The sequence below is a fragment of the Rhizobium indicum genome, from assembly GCF_005862305.2.
Taxonomy (GTDB): domain Bacteria; phylum Pseudomonadota; class Alphaproteobacteria; order Rhizobiales; family Rhizobiaceae; genus Rhizobium; species Rhizobium indicum.
Map to the genome: position 1 here is coordinate 248,751 of NZ_CP054023.1, position 17,390 is coordinate 266,140.

Genomic DNA, 17,390 nt, shown 5'->3' on the forward strand with positions numbered 1-17,390 from the left:
GGATTACAGCACCTGTGCAATCCGTCTCGGGCTTGTTTCCGTTGCGGTCGCGGCCTCGACGAAATCGAGCCCGATATCCAGCACCGGGGCGCTGTGCGTCAACCAGCCGACGGAAATGAGGTCGACACCGGAAGCCGCGATTGCGGCAGCCGTTATAGGCGTTACGCGGCCGGACGCTTCGGTGATGGCTCGGCCGGCGACTATGGCGACGGCCTCGCGCAGCTGATCCGGCGTCATATTGTCGAGCAGAACGGCGTCGACGCCGGTCTCCATCGCGTCACGCAGCTGATTGAGGGTGTCCACTTCGACCTCGATCTTCACCATGTGGCCGACGCCTGCCCGCGCCCGGCGGATCGCTTCAGCGACCCCGCCGGCGATGGCGACGTGATTATCCTTGATCAGCACAGCGTCATAAAGCGCGAAACGGTGGTTCATGCCGCCGCCGGCCCGGACGGCATATTTCTCCAGCGCCCTCAGCCCCGGCGTCGTCTTCCGCGTGCAGGCAACTGATGCCTTGGTGCCGCGAATGGCGGCGGCGATCCCTGCCGTCACTGTGGCGATACCAGAGAGATGGCCGAGGAAGTTCAGCGCGGTGCGCTCGGCGCTCAGCAGGCCGCGCGACGGGCCTTCGATGGTAGCGATCACGTCGCCAGGCTTGACTGCTTCGCCGTCCTGGAGATGGCGGCGCATGACGATCTCGGGATCGACGAGGGCGAAGGCGAGTTCGGCGGCATCGAGACCGGCGATCACGCCCGGCTGGCGGGCCGCCATCGCCACCGTCGAACGGTGATCGCGAGGGATGACGGAGGCCGAGGTGATGTCACCGGCAAGACCCAGATCTTCGAGCAGGGCAGCCCGCACCAAGGGTTCGACGATCAGGCGCGGAAGGGGAACGAGGCTCATCTCAGGCACTCCTTGCAAGGGCATAGGGCGGTGTCGCGCGGGCGATCTCCAGAACGTCGGAAAGGCGCATCTGCCGACGGTTGGTGTTGGCGAGCTTCAGCGGAAAATCGGTGCGGGCATGGGCGCCGCGCGATTCCATCCGCAGGCTGGCAAAGACGGCAATCAGTAGCGCAACGATGGCCGGATCGGCGGCAGGGCCGTTGCCTTCGGCAAGCGGCAGCAGGGCGGCGATCGCGCCATGAATGGCGCCGGCATTGCGCAGCACGCCGAGATGGCGCGAGACGATCGGCCGCACGAATGACGCATCGGTCGGCGCCGGGAGACCCCCGGCGGAGATGGTGCCGGTACCACTCGCCGGCATGCCTGAAATGTCGCGCGCCGCCCGCATGCCCATGACGGCCGCTTCCAGCAGCGAATTGCTGGCAAGCCGGTTTGCGCCGTGCAGGCCGGTCGAGGCCGCCTCTCCGGCGACCCAGAGACCGGGAACCGAACTGCGGCCATTTGCATCCGTGGCCACGCCGCCCATGTGATAGTGAACGGCCGGGCGCACCGGAATGAGGTCTTTCGCCAGATCGATGCCGGCCTCGCCACAAAGGCTCGAGATGACAGGAAAGCGCGTGGCAAAGCGGCTGCCGAGAGCATCGCGAGCGTCGAGGAAGACCCTGCCGCCACGGGCGATTTCGGCGCTGATCGCCCGCGCCACCACGTCGCGCGGTGCAAGTTCGGCACCTGGAATGCGGGCCATGAACCGTTCGCCGCGCTCGTTGACGAGCAAAGCCCCTTCCCCGCGCACCGCCTCGCTGATGAGCGCCAGCGGCCTGCGGCGTGAATCGAGTGCGGTCGGATGGAACTGGACGAATTCCATATCGGCGAGCGCAGCACCGGCTCTTGCCGCGAGCGCGATCCCCTGGCCGAAATTCCCCATCGGATTGGTGGTCGCGTCGTAAAGCCCGCCAATGCCGCCGGTGGCGAGCACCACCTTCGATGTCGGCAGAATGACGGCGCCATTCGCGGTCGCGCAGAGCAGGCCGGCGACCTGCTCGCCATCCATCACAATCCGCCGCGCCTCGAAGCCTTCGAGCACTGATATAGTTGGCGTTTTCATTGCCGCCTTGATCAGCGCGGCGATGATCGCCGTACCCGAGCCGTCGCCTTCAGCATGGACGATGCGGCGGCGATTATGGGCCGCCTCCAGCCCGAGCGAGAGTTCGCCGGCGGTATTCCGGTCGAAGCGAACGCCGGCCTGCTCCAGCGCGACGATCGCCGCCGGCGCCTCGGCGATGATGCTGGCGGCAATGGCCGGATCGCAGAGCCCGTCGCCGGCGGCAAGCGTATCGGCAAGATGCAGTGCCGCGCTATCGTCGGCGCCCATGCTGGCGGCGATGCCGCCCTGCGCCCAGGCGCTCGACGTCTCTGCGCCAAGGGCAGCGCGGGTAATAATGACGGAGGGTTCAGGCGCCAATGTGAGCGCGGTCATCAGCCCGGCAAGCCCGCTGCCGACGATCACCGTGCGTCCGGCAAGATGGTCGAGAAGCTCGGTCATATCGCCAGCATCCTTTCGACGGCGCGGCGCGCGGCCACGGCGATCGCAGGATCGACGGTGACCTCGTGGCGGTTTTCCTCAAGGGCGGCGCGGATATTGGCCAGCGTGATGCGCTTCATATGCGGGCAGAGATTGCAGGGGCGAATGAACTCGACATCGGGATGGTGCACGGCGACATTGTCGCTCATCGAGCATTCGGTGAGCAGCACGACGCGCGCCGGCTTCTGCCTGCCGACATAATCCGACATCACCGCGGTGGAGCCGGCGAAATCGGCTTCGGCCACCACCTCTGGTGGGCATTCCGGATGGGCGAGCACGGTGACGCCCGGATGGTTTTCGCGCAACTGGCGCACGTCCTCGGCGGTGAAGAGTTCATGCACCTCGCAATGGCCATGCCAGGCGATGATCTCGACATCAGTCTCGCGGGCGACATTGCGCGCCAGATATTCGTCCGGGATCATCAGCACCTTCGGCACGCCGAGGGATTCCACCACTTGCTTGGCATTACCCGAGGTGCAGCAGATATCGGAAGCAGCCTTCACCGCGGCCGAGGTGTTGACATAGGTGACGATGGGCACGCCGGGATGGGCCTGGCGCAGCAGGGCGATATCCTCGGGCGTGATCGAATCCGCCAGCGAACAGCCCGCGCCGAGATCCGGGATCAGCACGGTTTTCTCAGGGTTCAGCAGCTTGGCGGTTTCGGCCATGAAATGCACGCCGGCAAGCACGATGACATCGGCATCGACCTCGATCGCCTTGCGGGCGAGCGCCAGGCTGTCGCCGACGATATCGGCCACGCCGTGGAAGATCTCCGGTGTCTGATAGTTGTGCGCGAGAATGACGGCGTTACGGCGGCGCTTGAGCTCGAGGATGGCGTCGACGTCATTTTCGAACGTCATCCATTCGGCTTTGGGAATGACACGGCTGACGCGCTGATAAAGCGAGGATGCGGAAACAGGGTGATTCATGACCGGCTCCTAATTATGCTCTCTTTGAGCATATCGTAAGCAAAGAGATATTCTCACAGTGAGCATATGTCAATTGCGGGAGAGCGGTAATTTCGTTCCTGCCAGCGCCCGTTCTTCGAGCACGGTGTGGCGAAAGCGGAAGAGCTTGGCCGGCCGACCGCCGGTTTCGCTTTCCGTTCCGCCGGTTTCCTCGACCAGTTCCTGCTGTTCGATGAGGCGGCGGAAGTTCTGCTTATGCAGCGTCAGCCCCGCCAACGCCTCGATTGTGCGCTGCAGCCTCAGCAGCGTGAAACTGTCAGGCATAAGTTCGAAGACCACGGGGCGGTATTTGATCTTGGCGCGGAGCCGGGCGATGCCGGTCGCGAGAATCCGCCGATGATCGGCAAACATTGCCCGGCCGAGATTGGCCTCGGCCCCGCATCCGGCTTCCGAGACGAGCCCCGCCTCGTAAAGCAGTTCATAGCGCTGCAGGGCCAGATCCTCGTTCCAGCCGCCGCCGTCGAGGCCAAAGGTGAAATCCGCCCGGCGATGACGATGGTCGCGCCTGGCCGGATCGGCATCGGCCCAGTTCCTCAGACGCGCCATGATCTCGTCAAGCACGGCTGGCCGGCCCTGCCGGTGGTCTTCCCAGGGGAAATATTCGTACCAGCCGTGCCATCCCGGCCGGCCGGCGCCCGACTGCTCGTTGACGAGGCCGAGATAGCTGATCGAGATCGTCCGCCCGCCTGGGATGTCGTTGTTCCGGTCGCGGTCGGCAAAGGTATAGAGTTGTTCGAGATAACCGACGGGGTGTTCTGTCTGCTCCTGCACCCATTCGCGCAGGCCCGATTGCAGGGTGCGATGCCCCATTTCGAAGGGGCCCGACGGCAGCGCATTGCCGGAGCGGATGGTCATCACGCGCGGCTCGTCTCCCGTCACCGCGACGAGCACCGCAATCAATTCCGCATGTGCAAAGCCGATCGTCACAGGGGACCGAATACTCCGTTCCGAATGGGTCGAACGGATCATTCCTGACACAGGCCGGGACGGAAGCCAATGGAAAGGAAGCGCCTTTGCGGCGCTTCCCACATCATCGAGGCAACAGAACTCGTTTGCCCTCAGCTATTGCCCGTCTCGCTTTTCAGCCGCTGCAGGAAGATTTCCAGTTCCGCGTCGTCGATACCGACGAGATGGCGCTTTTCCGGATAGGCGCCGGTCCGGACATCCTCGGCGAATTCCGTGAAGGCGGCGATGCGTTCGCGCTGCAGCCGGTCGTGTTCGGCGGCAAAATTGCGATAGACCTTGGCATGGCGGGGATAGTGGTCGCGATTGGCGCCGAGCACGTCGTCGGCAAAGAGATATTGGGCGTCGCAGCCGCTGCCCGCCCCCATGGAGATCATCAGCATCGAGGTGTTGCTGCTGATCGCGGCCGCGACATCATCAGGCACGACTTCGATTTCGGCGGCGAAGGCGCCTGCCTCTTCCAGCGCCTTCGTCTGCCGCCAGATTTCGGCCGCACTCGCCGCCGTCTTGCCGACGACGCGAAAGCCGCCGGTCCAGGTCGCCTTCGAAGGGATCAGTCCGAGATGGCCACAGACCGGAATACCCTCGTCCCGCATGCGCCGGATCGTCTGCAGGCTTGCGGCGCAATAGACTGCATCGCCGCCCGCCTTCAGCGCCGCGAAGGCCGCACGAAGATAGTCCTCGGCCGAGACATGATCGCCATATTCGAGCCCCGGAATGGCAAAGGGCGTGGGGGCTGCCTCGCGAAAGACCGGCCCGAGCAGCGAGGGCGGCACGGAGACGATGTCGATCCCTGCCTTTTCGGCGGCGTCCGCTTCCTCCAGTGAGGTAACGCGCAGCATGGTGAGCTGGCGTTTGCCTTTTTCCGAAAGCAGATCGGCGACGGTTGCGCGTCTATGTTTCTTCATCATCAATTCCTTTGAAAATATCGGGCGGCTCAGGCGGCCAGCAGGGATTTCAGCTTGATGTCGCTGGCTGCGAGTGCTGCCGGGTTGGGATGGGCGCGCGCTGCGATCAGCATTTCGGCGAGCCTGATGTCGCGGGCCACCGCATTGCCCGGCCCAATGCCGCTCGCGGCGATCAGCCGTCCGTCGGCATCGAGATGGAAAAGGATGAAGGCGCCTCCGGCGAGGTCGCGGCGCAGATGTCTGACAGCACCTTCGGCAAGGCCTGATATCTGCAGCGTCATGTCGTATTGATCCGACCAGAACCAGGGCACGGCCGAGATGGCTTCGTTTAAGCCGAGCAAGTTGGCCGCGGCCAATGTGCCCTGCTCCTGGGCATTGCGCCAGGATTCGAGCCGCACCCGCCGGCCGCCATAGATCGACAACGGAAAGGAGCAGCAGTCGCCGGCGGCAAAGACATCGGGTGCGGAGGTCTGGAGATTGATATCGACGGCAATGCCATTGTCGATTGCCAGCCCGGCCCTTTCGGCGATCTCGATATTCGGCCGCGCGCCGATACCGACAAGGGCGAGATCGGCTTCGATCAGCTCTCCGGTCGACAATCTGATCAACGCTTTCCCGCTTCCCTCCGTCAGCGCTTCGATGGAGACGCCGCAGCGGATATCGACGCCTTCGGCGCGATGGCGCTCAGCGAGCAGATGAGCAATCTCCTCCGGCACGCCGCGCTTCAGCACTCGTTCCAGCCCCTCGATGAGGGTAACGTCGGCGCCGAGCGACCGCGCCGTTGCCGCAAGTTCCAATCCGATGAAGCCACCGCCGATGATGGCGATGTGCCGCCCCGGCTTCATGGCGTCGCGCAGCGCCATCGCATCGTGATGTGTCCTGAGCGCGCGGATATGCCGGCTGCCCTCAGGCGCGCCGGGAAACGAACGAGCGCTTGCGCCTGTTGCGAGAAGTAGCCTGTCGTAGGAGAGCGATGTATCGTCCGAAAGCGTCACGGTTTTGGATGCGGTGTCGATATCCCGGGCCTCCAGGCCAATCAGCAGCCGGATATCGTTCTCGGCGTATCTCTCCGCCGTTGCGATGAATTTCGGACCGGTCGCATCGGCGGAGCCGGTCTTCGACAGCGGCGGTCGTTCGTAAGGAGCAAGAGGCTCGGCTCCAACCAGCGTAATCTCGCCGCTAAAACCCTTTTCCCGCAATGCGAAGGCAGCGCGCGCACCGCATTCGCCTGCCCCGATGATGACGAAATGAACCACGCCAGCCTCCCTCAGATCGAGATGAAGACGGCGCCGTCTTCGATCTTGACAGGATAGGTCTTGAGATTGACGCAGACCGGCGCACCCTTGGCTTCGCCCGTCTTGTAGTTGAAGCGGCCGTTATGTTTCGGACATTCGATGATCTCATCCATGACAAGCCCGTCGGCGAGATGGATATGTTCATGTGTGCAGAGCCCGTCGGTCGCGAAAAATTCGTCGTCCGGGCTGCGATAGACCGCGAAGGTGCGCCCGTCGTGGTCGAAGCGGATGACATCCTCCTCGTCGATCTCGTCCTTGCCGCAGACCTGGATCCAGTTTCCGCTCATCTTGTCCTCCCTCGATTGTCTTTATTGCGCGGCCGGGGCCAGCTCGTTGTGGAATTCCTCGCGATAGGGCCGCGCGGTGGCCGGCAGTTCGCGTTTCAGGAAATAATCCTCGTTGCGCAGCTGGCGCAGGAAGGCTGGGATCATCTCGCGATAGCCGGACCAGATCGACGGGTTCGGCGCCGGCAGGTCGTGCTTGATCATCGCGTGCAGCTGGGGCAGCGCGTGGTAAGGCACCATCGGAAACATGTGATGTTCGACGTGGTAGTTCATGTTCCAGTAAATGAAGCGGCTGATGGGGTTCATATAGACCGTGCGGCTGTTCAGCCGATGGTCGGTCACATTGTCGGCAAGGCCGCCATGCTGCAGCAGACCGGTCAGCACATGGTGCCAGGCGCCGTAGAGGCGCGGCAGGCCGATCAGCACCAGCGGCAGGATCGAACCCATGGCGATCGCGGCTGCGATCGTCGCAACATAGATCGCCAGCCAGACGCGGGCGATGCGGATGGCCTTCGGCTGCTCCATCTCGGGAATGAAGGTCTTTTCCGCCGCGCTGACGCCGCCGAGGGCATTGCGCAGCATGTCGACGACCGCATGCCAGGCGTCGAGGATGCCGAAGAAATTGAGAACCAGCCGCAACAGATCGGGCGGCCGCATGACGGCGATCTCGGGATCGCGGCCGACGATCACCGTATCGGTGTGATGGCGCGCATGGCTCCAGCGCCAGGTCACTGGATTGCGCATGATCATGAAGCAGGCAATCTGGTAGACGACATCGTTCATCCAGCGCGTCTTGAAGGCGGTGCCATGGCCGCATTCGTGCCAGCGGCTGTCGGAGGCCGAGCCGTAAAGCACGCCATAGGCGAGGAAGAAGGGCAGCGCGATCCACGAGCCCCAGTAATAAATGCCGAGCCCGGCAAGGACCAGCATGCTGCCGAGCCAGAGGGCCGTGTCGCGGATCGCCGGCGCATCGGAGCGCTGCATCAGCGCCTTCATCTCCTTGCGCGGAATGTCGGTGTGATACCATTCGGCCGCCGCCAGCCCCGTCTCGACGGCGGTGCGGCCGCTTTCGCCGAGAAGGTCGTAGTCGCGCTTCTTTGTCTGGGTCGCCATTGTCCGCCTCCCGTTGCCCTTGCCTGGGAGAATAGGTTGACTTTGGAAAGCGCTCAATGCAGGCTTGATATAATCTATCAAAAGCTATCACGAATGACTTGCATTCATGATCGAATCCATCAGGAACGCCGATGCGCCGTCCCACCATATCCGATCTCGCCCGCGCCTCCGGCGTCAGCATCGCCACCGTCGACCGTGTTCTCAACGCACGCCACCGGGTGCGCGAGGAAACAGCGCGACGGGTCTATGATGCGGCGCAGTCGATCGGCTATCACGCTGTCGGCCTGATCAAGCAGCGCGTCTTCGAGGATCTGCCGCAATACAAGCTCGCCTTCCTGCTGCAGAAGCCGATGCAGCCCTTCTATCAGAGCTTCGTGCGTGAGATCGAAACCGCAGCGCGCGCGCTGACGAGCGCGCGCATCCAGACGCAGATCGACTTTCCGTCAGCCGCGACACCGGCTGCGATCGTCGAAAAGATCAAGACGCTCGGCGCCCGCAACCAGGCCGTTGCTCTCGTCGGCCCGGATTATCCGGCGGTGACGACGGCGGTCGAGGAGTTGAAGGAGCGCGGTATTCCCGTCTTCTCGTTACTCTCCGATCTCGCCACCGGCGTGCGCGACGCCTATCTCGGCGTTAACAACCGCAAGGTCGGACGCACTGCCGCCTGGACCATTGCGCGCACGGCACACAAGCCCGGCAAGGTCGCCTGTTTCGTCGGCAGCCACCGCTTTCACGGCCATGAGCTCAGAGAAATCGGCTTTCGCTCCTATTTTCGCGAGAATGCGCCGGAATTCGATGTCGTCGACACGCTGATCAATCTAGAGACGGCCGAGATCACTCATGAGGCGACGTTGACGCTGCTGCAGAAACATCCCGATCTCGTCGGCCTCTATGTCTGCGGCGGCGGCATGGAGGGGGCAATCTCGGCATTCCGCGAAGAAGGCGTAGGCGGCAAGATCGTCCTGGTGGTCAACGAGCTGACGCCCGACAGCAAAGCCGGCCTTGCCGACGATATCGTCGCCATGGCGATCGGAACCCCCCTGCCCGCACTCTGCAAGGAGTTGATGGTGCTGATGACGGGCGCCATCGAAAACGGCGAAGCGGCTGTTCCCGGGCAGCTCTTCCTGCCTTTCGATATCCATATTTCGGAGAACATTTAAGGAATGATGGAATTCCATCATTCCGTTCGAAATTCTCTCAGCGATGAAAGCACGTCGCGGCGATGACGGATGGATTGCGACGCGAATTCCGATAGAGATTCGCTGACCCATTCACGAGGACTGCTCCGCCCTGATGCGGAGATCTGGAGGAGATACCGATCATGACTTCGATCCGTTTTGCGCTCAACCATATGGCAGCACCGTCGCTTGCCATCGACGATTTTTTCGCGCTGGCCAGATCGCTCGGCATCGATGCCGTCGAGATCCGCAACGACCTTTCCGACAATGCCATCCTCGACGGCACCAAACCCGAGGTGATCAGGCAAGCGGCTGCCCGCCATGGCCTAACGATCACCTCGATCAACGCCCTGCAGCGCTTCAACGAGTGGAACGCGACCCGGGCCGCCGAAGCGCAGGAACTGATCGATTATGCCGGCGCGTCGGGCGCCAAGGCGCTCGTCCTCGTTCCGAAGAATGACGGCACCGGTTGCGCCGACGGCGAACGGCAGGCCAATCTGCGCCAGTCCCTGGTTGCATTGAAGCCGATGCTCGAGGAAGCCGGTATTCTCGGTCTCGTCGAGCCGCTCGGTTTCGAGATCTGCTCGCTGCGCTCCAAGACCGAGGCGGCCGAGGCCATCAAGGAACTCGGTGCGCAATCCACCTTCAGGCTCGTCCACGACACCTTCCACCATCATCTTGCCGGCGAAGCGGCGACCTTCCCTGAGCTTGCCGGCCTCGTGCACATCTCCGGCGTCAGCGATTCTTCCGTTGCTGTTGCCGATATGCGCGATACTCACCGCGTCCTGGTCGATGCCGACGATCTGCTCGACAATACCGGGCAGGTCAGGGCGCTGCTGCAGGCGGGCTATAACGGCCCGTTCTCCTTCGAGCCCTTCGCAGCCGAGGTGCATGCGCTGAAGGACCCGGCCGCCGCGCTGCGCGCCAGCATGGATTATCTCAGCGCGCGGGTTTGAGATCTGGGCAAAGCGTCGGCTGACCCCGCCATGGGTGTCGGGACGGCGCGCAGGACGATTGTCACGAGAGACCGCGCTGGCGCGGCCTCTCGCCCGAAGCTACTCCCTGCCTCTGAACCGGCGCTGATAGGCCGGATCATAGAGTGAGCTCTCGCGAAAATCCTCGGCCGCGAGAGAAGGGCCGACGAAGATGATCGCCGTGCGTTCGATCGGTTCGGCTGCAACCTTTGCCTCGATATCGGCGAGCGTGCCACGCAGGACGCGCTCGTCCGGCCAGGAGGCCTTGACGACGATGGCGACAGGGCAGTCGGCGCCGTAAAGCGGCGTCAATTCTACCACCACCTGCTTCAGCGCGTGGATAGCCAGATGGATCGCCAGCGTGGCGCCCGTCGCGCCGAACTTCGCCAGTGTCTCGTCATTCGGCATCGGTGAAGCGCGGCCGGAAACGCGGGTCAGCACCAGGCTCTGGGCCACAGCCGGGATCGTCAGCTCGCGGCCGAGGACAGAGGCTGCGGCGGCAAAGGCCGGAACGCCTGGCGTCATCGTATAGTCGATGCCGTGTTTTTGCAGCCGGCGCACCTGCTCGGCGACCGCACTCCAGACCGAGAGATCGCCGGAATGCAGCCGGGCGACATCCTGGCCGGCCGCAGCGGCGCGAAGATATTCCGCCTCGATCTCATCGAGCGACATCGGCGCCGTATCGACGATGCGAGCGCCCGGCGGACAATATTGCAGCAGTTCGGGCGAGACGATCGAGCCGGCATAAAGGCAGACCGGGCATCGGGCGATGAGATCGCGGCCACGCACCGTAATCAGATCCGCAGCACCTGGTCCCGCGCCGATGAAATGCACCGTCATCTCGTCATCCTTTCGTCCAGCGCCACTGCGTCACCGGCATGGCCGGCCGCCAGCCGGTCATGCCGCCGACGGGCTGGGCGCGCGATATTTCGATCCGCGTGAGGAGGCCGCCGCGTTTGGCATGTTCGGCGAGCAGTACCGCTTCCATCTCCAGCGTCACGGCATTGGCAATGAGCCGCCCTCCCCGCTTCAGCGCGTCAATCGCAGCGTCGATAACACCCGGTTCGCTGCCGCCGCCGCCGAGGAAGATCACATCCGGCTCCGGCAGGCCTTTCAGCGCGTGGGGTGCCGCACCTTCGACGACGGCAAGATGCGGTACACCGAAGGCGGCTGCGTTGCGGGCGACCCGTGCGGCCCGTTCCGGCGATTGTTCGACCGCGATTGCCTTCAGGCTGGGATCGGCCAGCATCCATTCGATGCCGATCGAGCCCGAGCCCGCGCCGATATCCCAGAGCAGCTCGCCGTGACGCGGCGCAAGCGCCGAAAGCGTCATTGCCCGGATTTCACGCTTGGTGATCTGCCCATCATGCTCGAACAGCTCGTCCTCGATTCCTGCGGCAAAAGGCAGAATGCGTGCCCCCTCCCCTGCCGCGATTTCGAGTGCGCAGACATTCAGGGGATCGATGTCCAGGAGGTCGAAATCCGCCGCCGCCGCACTTCTTTGCCGTTCCCGAGCGCCGCCAAGCGCCTCAAGCACGGTAAGCTGCGACTGACCGAAGTCAGCAGCAGTCAGCAGGGCAGCCAGATCGCCAGGCCCTTTCTCGTCCGAGGTCAGCGCGATGATGCGCCGCCCGGGGTGCAGATGCGGCCGGATCAGATCGATCGGCCGTCCATGCAGGGAGATCGTCGCGACGTCCTGCAGCGGCCAGCCAAGGCGGGAGGCGGCAAGGCTGAAGGCCGAGGGTGCGGGGATGGTGAGCATCTCGTCCGCCGCCACGTAGCGGGAGAGCGTTGCGCCGACGCCATGGAGGAAGGGATCGCCAGAGGCGAGCACGACAACAGGCGTGCCACGCCTTTTAACGACGGCCTCGACCGAGCGCTCGAACGGGCTCTGCCAGGAAAGCTTTTCGCCTGTGATCAGCGAGGCAGAGAGTGCATGATGTCGCGCACCGCCGAAGACGGCGGGTGCGGTCGCGATCAGCCTCTTTGCCTCCTCGCCCAACCCTTCTGGACCATCTTCGCCGATGCCGATAATAGTCAGCCAGCGCTGACCGGACGCAGGAGCGACATCAGACATGGGACGACCCCGCATCCTGATCCTTGGCGGCACCAGCGAGGCGCGGCTGCTGGCCGAGGCGCTCGCCGCGCGTGACGATTGCGATGTTTTGTTGTCGCTTGCCGGCCGCACCGAAAAACCGGCCACGCAGCCTGTTCCGGTTCGCATCGGCGGTTTCGGCGGCGCTGCCGCACTTGCCGATTTCCTGAAAGTCGGCGGATATGACCTGTTGATCGACGCCACGCACCCCTTCGCCGAGCGCATTTCGGCCAATGCCGCTTTTGCGGCCGAGACTACCGGCATTGCCGCGATCGCTCTGCGCCGTCCCGAATGGCAACGCGTGGCCGGCGATCGCTGGCGGGACGTGCGGAGCATTCCGGCTGCCATCGAAGCGATTGGCCCCCTCCCCCGCCACGTCTTCCTGGCGACGGGTCGGCAGGGCGCGCATCATGCGGAAGCTGCGCCGCAGCATCACTATCTCGTTCGCAGCGTCGATCCCGTCGAACCGCCGCTGGCGCTTGATAATGTTGACTATGTCCTCGATCGGGGTCCGTTCACGCTGGATGGTGAATGCGATCTTCTGAGGCAGCACCACATCGACGTCATCGTCGCCAAGAATAGCGGCGGTGCGGCCACCTATGCGAAGATCGAGGCAGCCCGCCTGCTCGGCATCGAGGTGATGATGGTAACGCGCGCGCCGGCCTCGATCGTCAAGGCGGTTGACACTGTCGAGGCGGCGCTGGCGGCGATCGATCACCTGTTTCCCCCTGCCATGAAACGTGGCGTATAGACGAGGTCCAGTCTGCCTGGGCGTGTGACGATGCGTGTCTCGGCCGAGCCGATGATGATGCAGGTTGCCATATCGGCAATCGACGCATCTGCCTGCGACAGCTGCTGGACGGCGATACGTTCGTCCGGCCGCCCGGCCGCGCGTCCGAAAATAACCGGTGTTGCTGCAGGCAGATGGTCACGCAACAGCTTGAAGGCTTCGCCGAGCTGCCAGGGCCGCGCCCGGCTGATCGGATTATAAAGCGCGATGACAAAACCTGCCTTTGCCGCCAATACAAGACGGTTTTCTATTATATTCCAAGGCTTTAGATTGTCAGACAGCGATATGGCGCAGAAGTCGTGGCCAAGCGGAGCGCCTGCCCTTGCCGCCACTGCCAGCATCGCCGTGATGCCGGGCAGGATGACGAGATCGACCGCACGCCATGCGGCCGGCCCATTCTCGACCGCTTCGCAGACCGCGGCAGCCATGGCGAAGACGCCGGGGTCGCCGCCGGAGACGACGCAGACCTTGGCGCCATCGGCTGCCATGGCGAGTGCTGCCCCTGCCCTGTCGAGCTCCTCGCGATTGTCCGAGGCATGCCGCAGCTGATCGTGGCGGAGCTGCAGCCTGTCGAGATAAGGTCCGTAGCCGAAGAAGTCCGTCGCCGCATCGACAGCGGCCAAAGCTTCCGGCGTCATCTGCTCGGGGTTGCCGGGACCGGTGCCGATCACGAAAAGCCTGCCGCTCATCGGCTGCCCTCCCAGCCCGGCACCAGCACGAGCGAAAAATACGGCGCATCGCCGTCGGTCCTGTCGGCAAGCCTTTCCATCGCCGCATTCGCCATGGTGCCGCGCTCAACATAGACGGATTCGGCAAGCCGGCCGGCCGCCGCCAGCGCCCGGCGGATCTTCGGCAGATTACGGCCGACCTTCATGATGACGGCGGCTTGCGTATCGGCAAGACGGCGCGTCAGCTCGGCCTCAGCCATCGTACCGGGCAGTACGGTAAGCACGTCGTCGCCCTGGACGATCGGCATGCCCGCCAGCGACCAGCAGCCCGACATGGCGCTGATGCCCGGGATTACTTCCGTCGGGTAGCGCGTGGAAAGCCTGACATGCAGGTGCATATAGGAGCCATAGAAGAGCGGATCGCCTTCGCTGAGAACGGCGACAGTCAGCCCGGCATCGAGATGCCCGGCAACAGCTTTCGCGGACAGATCGTAGAATTGGGTGATCAGCCTCTGATAGCGTTCGTCATTCTTATCGATTTCGGTCGTCACAGGATAATACAGCGGCAGCAGCGTCACCCCGGACTTCAGCAGCGGCTCGACGATCGCCTTGCCGTTGCCGCCCCTGCCCTGCTTGGCGAAATAGGCGATCACATCAGCGCCTTCGATGGCGCGCACGGCTTTGAGGGTCAGGAGCTCGGGATCGCCGGGACCCGTGCCGACGCCGATAAGACGACCGCTTGTCGTCATAGGCCTGGCCTCGCCAATGCATTGATGGCGGCTGCCGTCATGGCGCTGCCGCCGAGCCGGCCGCGGACGATGGCAAAGGGGACGCCGTAGGAATTTTCCGCCAATGCATCCTTGGATTCGGCGGCGCCGACGAAGCCCACGGGCATGCCGAGGATCGCAGCGGGTTTCGGGGCGCCGTCGCGCAGGAGTTCGAGCAGATGGAAGAGGGCGGTCGGTGCATTGCCGATCGCGACAACGCTTCCGCCGAGCCGATCGAGCCAGAGATGCATGGCGGCGGCCGAGCGCGTATTGCCGGTCTCGCGTGCAAGCGCGGGTGTCGCGGGATCGCGCAGCGTGCAGATCACCTCGTTCTGCGCCGGCAGCCGCGCCCGAGTGACGCCCTGGGATACCATTTCCGCGTCGCAGAAGATCGGCGCGCCGCCTTTCAGTGCATCGCGCGCAGCGCTGACGAAATCGGCGGAGAACAGGAAATGCGTCGCCGCCTCGACCAGGCCGCAGGCATGGATCATGCGCACGGCGATTTCGGCTTGATCGTCGGTGAAGCGCGAAAGATCGGCCTCAGCACGGATAATGGCAAAGGAACGATCGTAGATCGCATCGCCGCTGCGGATATAATCGTAGTCTGGCATTCCTATTCCTGTCGCAGCGCCTTCGAAACGCCGGTTGCGCCAAGCCGTGTAAGGCAGGCGGCGGTCGATTCGCCAGAGTCTTTGTTGTCTTCGATGGACCGGGCGAGCCTCTCTATAGCGAAATCGATCCGACCGCCAGCGATCCGTTCGTCCGGCTGATCCGCAGCAAGCCCATTGAGAATGAGGCCATAACCCTCCGCCGAGCCAGTCAGGGTCAGCGCCGGCCGGGCATGAGCGCAGCCCTTGGCGCAGCCGGACAGATGCAGCGTCAGAGAACCGTCGAAGAGGGCAGGTGCCGCGGCAATGATACGGCGCGCAAGAGTTCTGGTCTCGTAGAAGGCGGAACCGCAAGCGCCGGCGCCGGCGCAGGCGGCGATATGCTCGCTGTTCTCGCCGGGTTGCGCGGCGAAGCCATGTCCAGCTGCGGCGATCTGCATAGCCGGCAGTGTATCTGCTGGAAGCCCGATGAGGAAGAAACCGCGACCGGGTGCAAGCCGGATGCCCGTTGCGCCACGGGCCTTTGCCAGATCGAGGAAAGCGATCAGATCGGGGGCTCTCACCTGCCCGAATTCCGGCCTGATGCCGAGTATGGTTTTGCCGTCGTCAAGCCAGTGCGAGCCGGCAAGCGGCATCCCCGCCGCGCGTGACGGAATGAACTGAATGCCATCCATCGCGGGAAAACGCGCCCGCAGAAGCGCCGGATCGATATCCCTTGCCCGTCTGCCCTGCCCCAGGGTCGCCAACAGGCTCAGGATTTCGCCGACGGCCGATATCGCAGCCTCTGCAGGACCGATCGCCACTGGCATTGCAGTTTCACCGTCGCCATTGATCGCGACAAGCCAATCTGCGGGGGATTGCGCGACGATACGGATATCGGCGGAAAGTGCCGATAAGCCGAAGGTTCCACCGCCATCGATGATAAGCGAGAGTTTTGGCGCGAGCCGCGGCGACGCAAGCTGATCGCGGAGCGTGCTGCGCAAGGCCATTTCCATTACCGCCGAATCGCTTACCTCCTCCGGGTCGATGCCGTGCAGCGGCGATGTCTCGATCGCCGACCCGTACGGCACGGTGATTCCGGCGGCATCAATATCGGCCGCGAGCTGTCCGACGGTCTCAGCCCGAAGGCCTCGGATCTGCAGATTGCCGCGGGCGGTGATTTCGAGAATGCCGTTTCCATGGGCCGCGGCGGAGCGGGCAAGGCTTGCGAATTGCGACAGCGTCAACGCGCCGCCGGCCGGCCGCAGCCGGACCAGCAAACCGTCGCCGGTCGGCATGGGCGCGGCAAGGGCGGGGCAGGCGCCGCGCCTACGCATCTCTGCCGCCGGGCGATCGTGCAGATCCGCCTCGCCTGTCCTGTCGCTCGCCTTTGCGGCCTGAATGCTCATTCTTGATCCTCTGATCATTTCTTACATGATCGCGGCCGACCCGGCAAAGCTGATGGAAAGGCTTCGGACCGCTATTCCTCGAAATCCCGTCCCTTGCGCAGGAGATAGATGTCCATGATCCAGCCGTGCCGTTGCCTGGCCTCGGCCCTGAGCGTCAGAATGTCGGTGGCGATGTCGCCAAGTCGCCCTGCTCTGACGATCTCGTCCTTGGTGCCGAGATAGGCGCCCCAGAAGATCTCGGCATCGGGATCGTCGATCTTGGCAAAAGCCTGTTCGCCGTCAAGCATGACGACGGTGCTGTCGGCCAGAAGTCCGTCCTGCGCCAGCCGGCGCCCTGTGGTGATCTCGATCGGTTTGCCGACGAGGTTGATCGGGATTCTGTGGCTGGCCGCCAGCGCCTGAATGCTGGTGATGCCAGGAATGACGCTGTAATCGAAATCCAGGCTGCCTTCCTGGCTCACGCGTTCGATGATGCGGATCGTGCTGTCGTAGAGACTGGGATCGCCCCAGACGAGAAAGGCGCCGCGGCCCTCCTCCGGGAGACCGGAGATCAGTTCTCCATAGATGCCGGCGATCTCGCCATGCCAAGTATCGACGCTCTGCACATAGGTCTTGTCTGCCGTCTGCCGTTGCGGCACCGCGAACTCTGAAATCCTGCCGGCCGGCCGTGTGATATAGCGTTCGCAGATATCCCGCCGGATTTCGGCGAGATCTTCCTTGCCGGCGCCCTTGACCGGCAGGAAGACCACGTCGGCCGCGTTCATCGCATTGATCGCCTGTATGGTGAGGTGCTCCGGGTTGCCCGTGCCGATGCCGATGATATTGATATGCTTCAAGCGGATACTCCCCGTTGAGTCCCGGCGGTCTTGCCGAAAAAGTCAGCTCGCCGCAAGGGCTGAACGGGAG

At 63.8% G+C, this 17,390-nt stretch carries 18 protein-coding genes; 3 read left to right on the forward strand and 15 right to left on the reverse strand.

The genetic code is table 11. The annotated features are described in order from the left end of the window. Nucleotides 1–3: 3 nt before the first annotated feature. The 8 genes from nadC to FFM53_RS30925 form a co-directional block, all read right to left on the reverse strand. Entirely contained in the window at nucleotides 4–927 is a 924-nt protein-coding gene (gene nadC, locus FFM53_RS30890) for a carboxylating nicotinate-nucleotide diphosphorylase (RefSeq protein WP_173883697.1), read from the reverse strand. Continuing rightward, nucleotides 905–2,446 carry an L-aspartate oxidase gene (locus FFM53_RS30895; protein ID WP_138389832.1) on the reverse strand — a complete coding sequence of 514 codons (1,542 nt, stop codon included), beginning with the start codon at nucleotides 2,444–2,446 and terminating at the stop codon, nucleotides 905–907. The genes nadC and FFM53_RS30895 overlap by 23 nt, the downstream gene beginning before the upstream one ends. Continuing rightward, complete coding sequence (nadA, locus tag FFM53_RS30900) at nucleotides 2,443–3,414, reverse strand: quinolinate synthase NadA (RefSeq protein WP_138389831.1); 972 nt, start codon at nucleotides 3,412–3,414, stop codon at nucleotides 2,443–2,445. The genes FFM53_RS30895 and nadA overlap by 4 nt, the downstream gene beginning before the upstream one ends. A 69-nt stretch (nucleotides 3,415–3,483) precedes the next feature. Next, nucleotides 3,484–4,482 carry an NUDIX hydrolase gene (locus tag FFM53_RS30905; protein WP_173883698.1) on the reverse strand — a complete coding sequence of 333 codons (999 nt, stop codon included), beginning with the start codon at nucleotides 4,480–4,482 and terminating at the stop codon, nucleotides 3,484–3,486. 29 nt (nucleotides 4,483–4,511) lie between these two features. Further along, nucleotides 4,512–5,327: a 3-methyl-2-oxobutanoate hydroxymethyltransferase gene (locus FFM53_RS30910; protein ID WP_173883699.1), complete on the reverse strand. Its 816-nt coding sequence runs from the start codon at nucleotides 5,325–5,327 to the stop codon at nucleotides 4,512–4,514. A 26-nt stretch (nucleotides 5,328–5,353) separates the two neighbouring features. Beyond that, complete coding sequence (locus tag FFM53_RS30915; RefSeq protein ID WP_138389828.1) at nucleotides 5,354–6,580, reverse strand: NAD(P)/FAD-dependent oxidoreductase; 1,227 nt, start codon at nucleotides 6,578–6,580, stop codon at nucleotides 5,354–5,356. Between the two features lie 11 nt (nucleotides 6,581–6,591). Beyond that, nucleotides 6,592–6,906 carry a MocE family 2Fe-2S type ferredoxin gene (locus tag FFM53_RS30920; RefSeq protein WP_138389827.1) on the reverse strand — a complete coding sequence of 105 codons (315 nt, stop codon included), beginning with the start codon at nucleotides 6,904–6,906 and terminating at the stop codon, nucleotides 6,592–6,594. A gap of 21 nt (nucleotides 6,907–6,927) precedes the next feature. Beyond that, nucleotides 6,928–8,016, reverse strand: coding sequence for a fatty acid desaturase family protein (locus tag FFM53_RS30925; RefSeq protein ID WP_138389826.1), 1,089 nt, complete (start codon nucleotides 8,014–8,016; stop codon nucleotides 6,928–6,930). A 131-nt stretch (nucleotides 8,017–8,147) separates the two neighbouring features. Between FFM53_RS30925 and FFM53_RS30930 the strand changes: the two genes are divergently transcribed. Together FFM53_RS30930 and FFM53_RS30935 are read left to right on the forward strand one after the other, a co-directional pair. Continuing rightward, complete coding sequence (locus FFM53_RS30930; RefSeq protein WP_138389825.1) at nucleotides 8,148–9,176, forward strand: LacI family DNA-binding transcriptional regulator; 1,029 nt, start codon at nucleotides 8,148–8,150, stop codon at nucleotides 9,174–9,176. Nucleotides 9,177–9,337: 161 nt separating this feature from the next. Then, nucleotides 9,338–10,150 (forward strand): TIM barrel protein, encoded by an 813-nt coding sequence (locus tag FFM53_RS30935; protein ID WP_138389824.1) that lies wholly within the window; start codon nucleotides 9,338–9,340, stop codon nucleotides 10,148–10,150. 99 nt (nucleotides 10,151–10,249) lie between these two features. Here the strand turns inward: FFM53_RS30935 and cobM are convergent, their stop codons facing one another. Both cobM and cbiE read right to left on the reverse strand, forming a co-directional pair. Next, on the reverse strand, nucleotides 10,250–11,008 hold the full coding sequence (gene cobM, locus FFM53_RS30940) for a precorrin-4 C(11)-methyltransferase (RefSeq protein WP_138389823.1): 759 nt from the start codon (nucleotides 11,006–11,008) through the stop codon (nucleotides 10,250–10,252). Nucleotides 11,009–11,012: 4 nt separating this feature from the next. Next, nucleotides 11,013–12,245 (reverse strand): precorrin-6y C5,15-methyltransferase (decarboxylating) subunit CbiE, encoded by a 1,233-nt coding sequence (gene cbiE, locus FFM53_RS30945; protein ID WP_138389822.1) that lies wholly within the window; start codon nucleotides 12,243–12,245, stop codon nucleotides 11,013–11,015. On the opposite strand from cbiE, the gene FFM53_RS30950 reads away from it, so the two are divergent. Then, nucleotides 12,244–13,014 (forward strand): cobalt-precorrin-6A reductase, encoded by a 771-nt coding sequence (locus tag FFM53_RS30950; RefSeq protein ID WP_138389821.1) that lies wholly within the window; start codon nucleotides 12,244–12,246, stop codon nucleotides 13,012–13,014. The genes cbiE and FFM53_RS30950 overlap by 2 nt on opposite strands. On the opposite strand, the gene FFM53_RS30955 is transcribed toward FFM53_RS30950, so the two are convergent. From FFM53_RS30955 to cobF, 5 genes are all read right to left on the reverse strand, one after another. Next, nucleotides 12,978–13,742 carry a precorrin-3B C(17)-methyltransferase gene (locus tag FFM53_RS30955; protein WP_138389820.1) on the reverse strand — a complete coding sequence of 255 codons (765 nt, stop codon included), beginning with the start codon at nucleotides 13,740–13,742 and terminating at the stop codon, nucleotides 12,978–12,980. The genes FFM53_RS30950 and FFM53_RS30955 overlap by 37 nt on opposite strands. Next, nucleotides 13,739–14,470 carry a precorrin-2 C(20)-methyltransferase gene (locus FFM53_RS30960; RefSeq protein WP_138389819.1) on the reverse strand — a complete coding sequence of 244 codons (732 nt, stop codon included), beginning with the start codon at nucleotides 14,468–14,470 and terminating at the stop codon, nucleotides 13,739–13,741. The genes FFM53_RS30955 and FFM53_RS30960 overlap by 4 nt, the downstream gene beginning before the upstream one ends. Then, a complete protein-coding gene (locus FFM53_RS30965) occupies nucleotides 14,467–15,099 on the reverse strand; it encodes a precorrin-8X methylmutase (protein ID WP_138389818.1) in 633 nt (210 codons plus the stop codon). The genes FFM53_RS30960 and FFM53_RS30965 overlap by 4 nt, the downstream gene beginning before the upstream one ends. 2 nt (nucleotides 15,100–15,101) lie before the next feature. Next, the gene (cobG, locus tag FFM53_RS30970; protein ID WP_138389817.1) at nucleotides 15,102–16,484 is read right to left on the reverse strand and encodes a precorrin-3B synthase; all 1,383 of its coding nucleotides are present in this window, start codon (nucleotides 16,482–16,484) and stop codon (nucleotides 15,102–15,104) included. A 71-nt stretch (nucleotides 16,485–16,555) separates the two neighbouring features. Further along, nucleotides 16,556–17,320 carry a precorrin-6A synthase (deacetylating) gene (gene cobF / locus FFM53_RS30975; RefSeq protein WP_138389816.1) on the reverse strand — a complete coding sequence of 255 codons (765 nt, stop codon included), beginning with the start codon at nucleotides 17,318–17,320 and terminating at the stop codon, nucleotides 16,556–16,558. Between the last annotated feature and the right edge of the window lie 70 nt (nucleotides 17,321–17,390).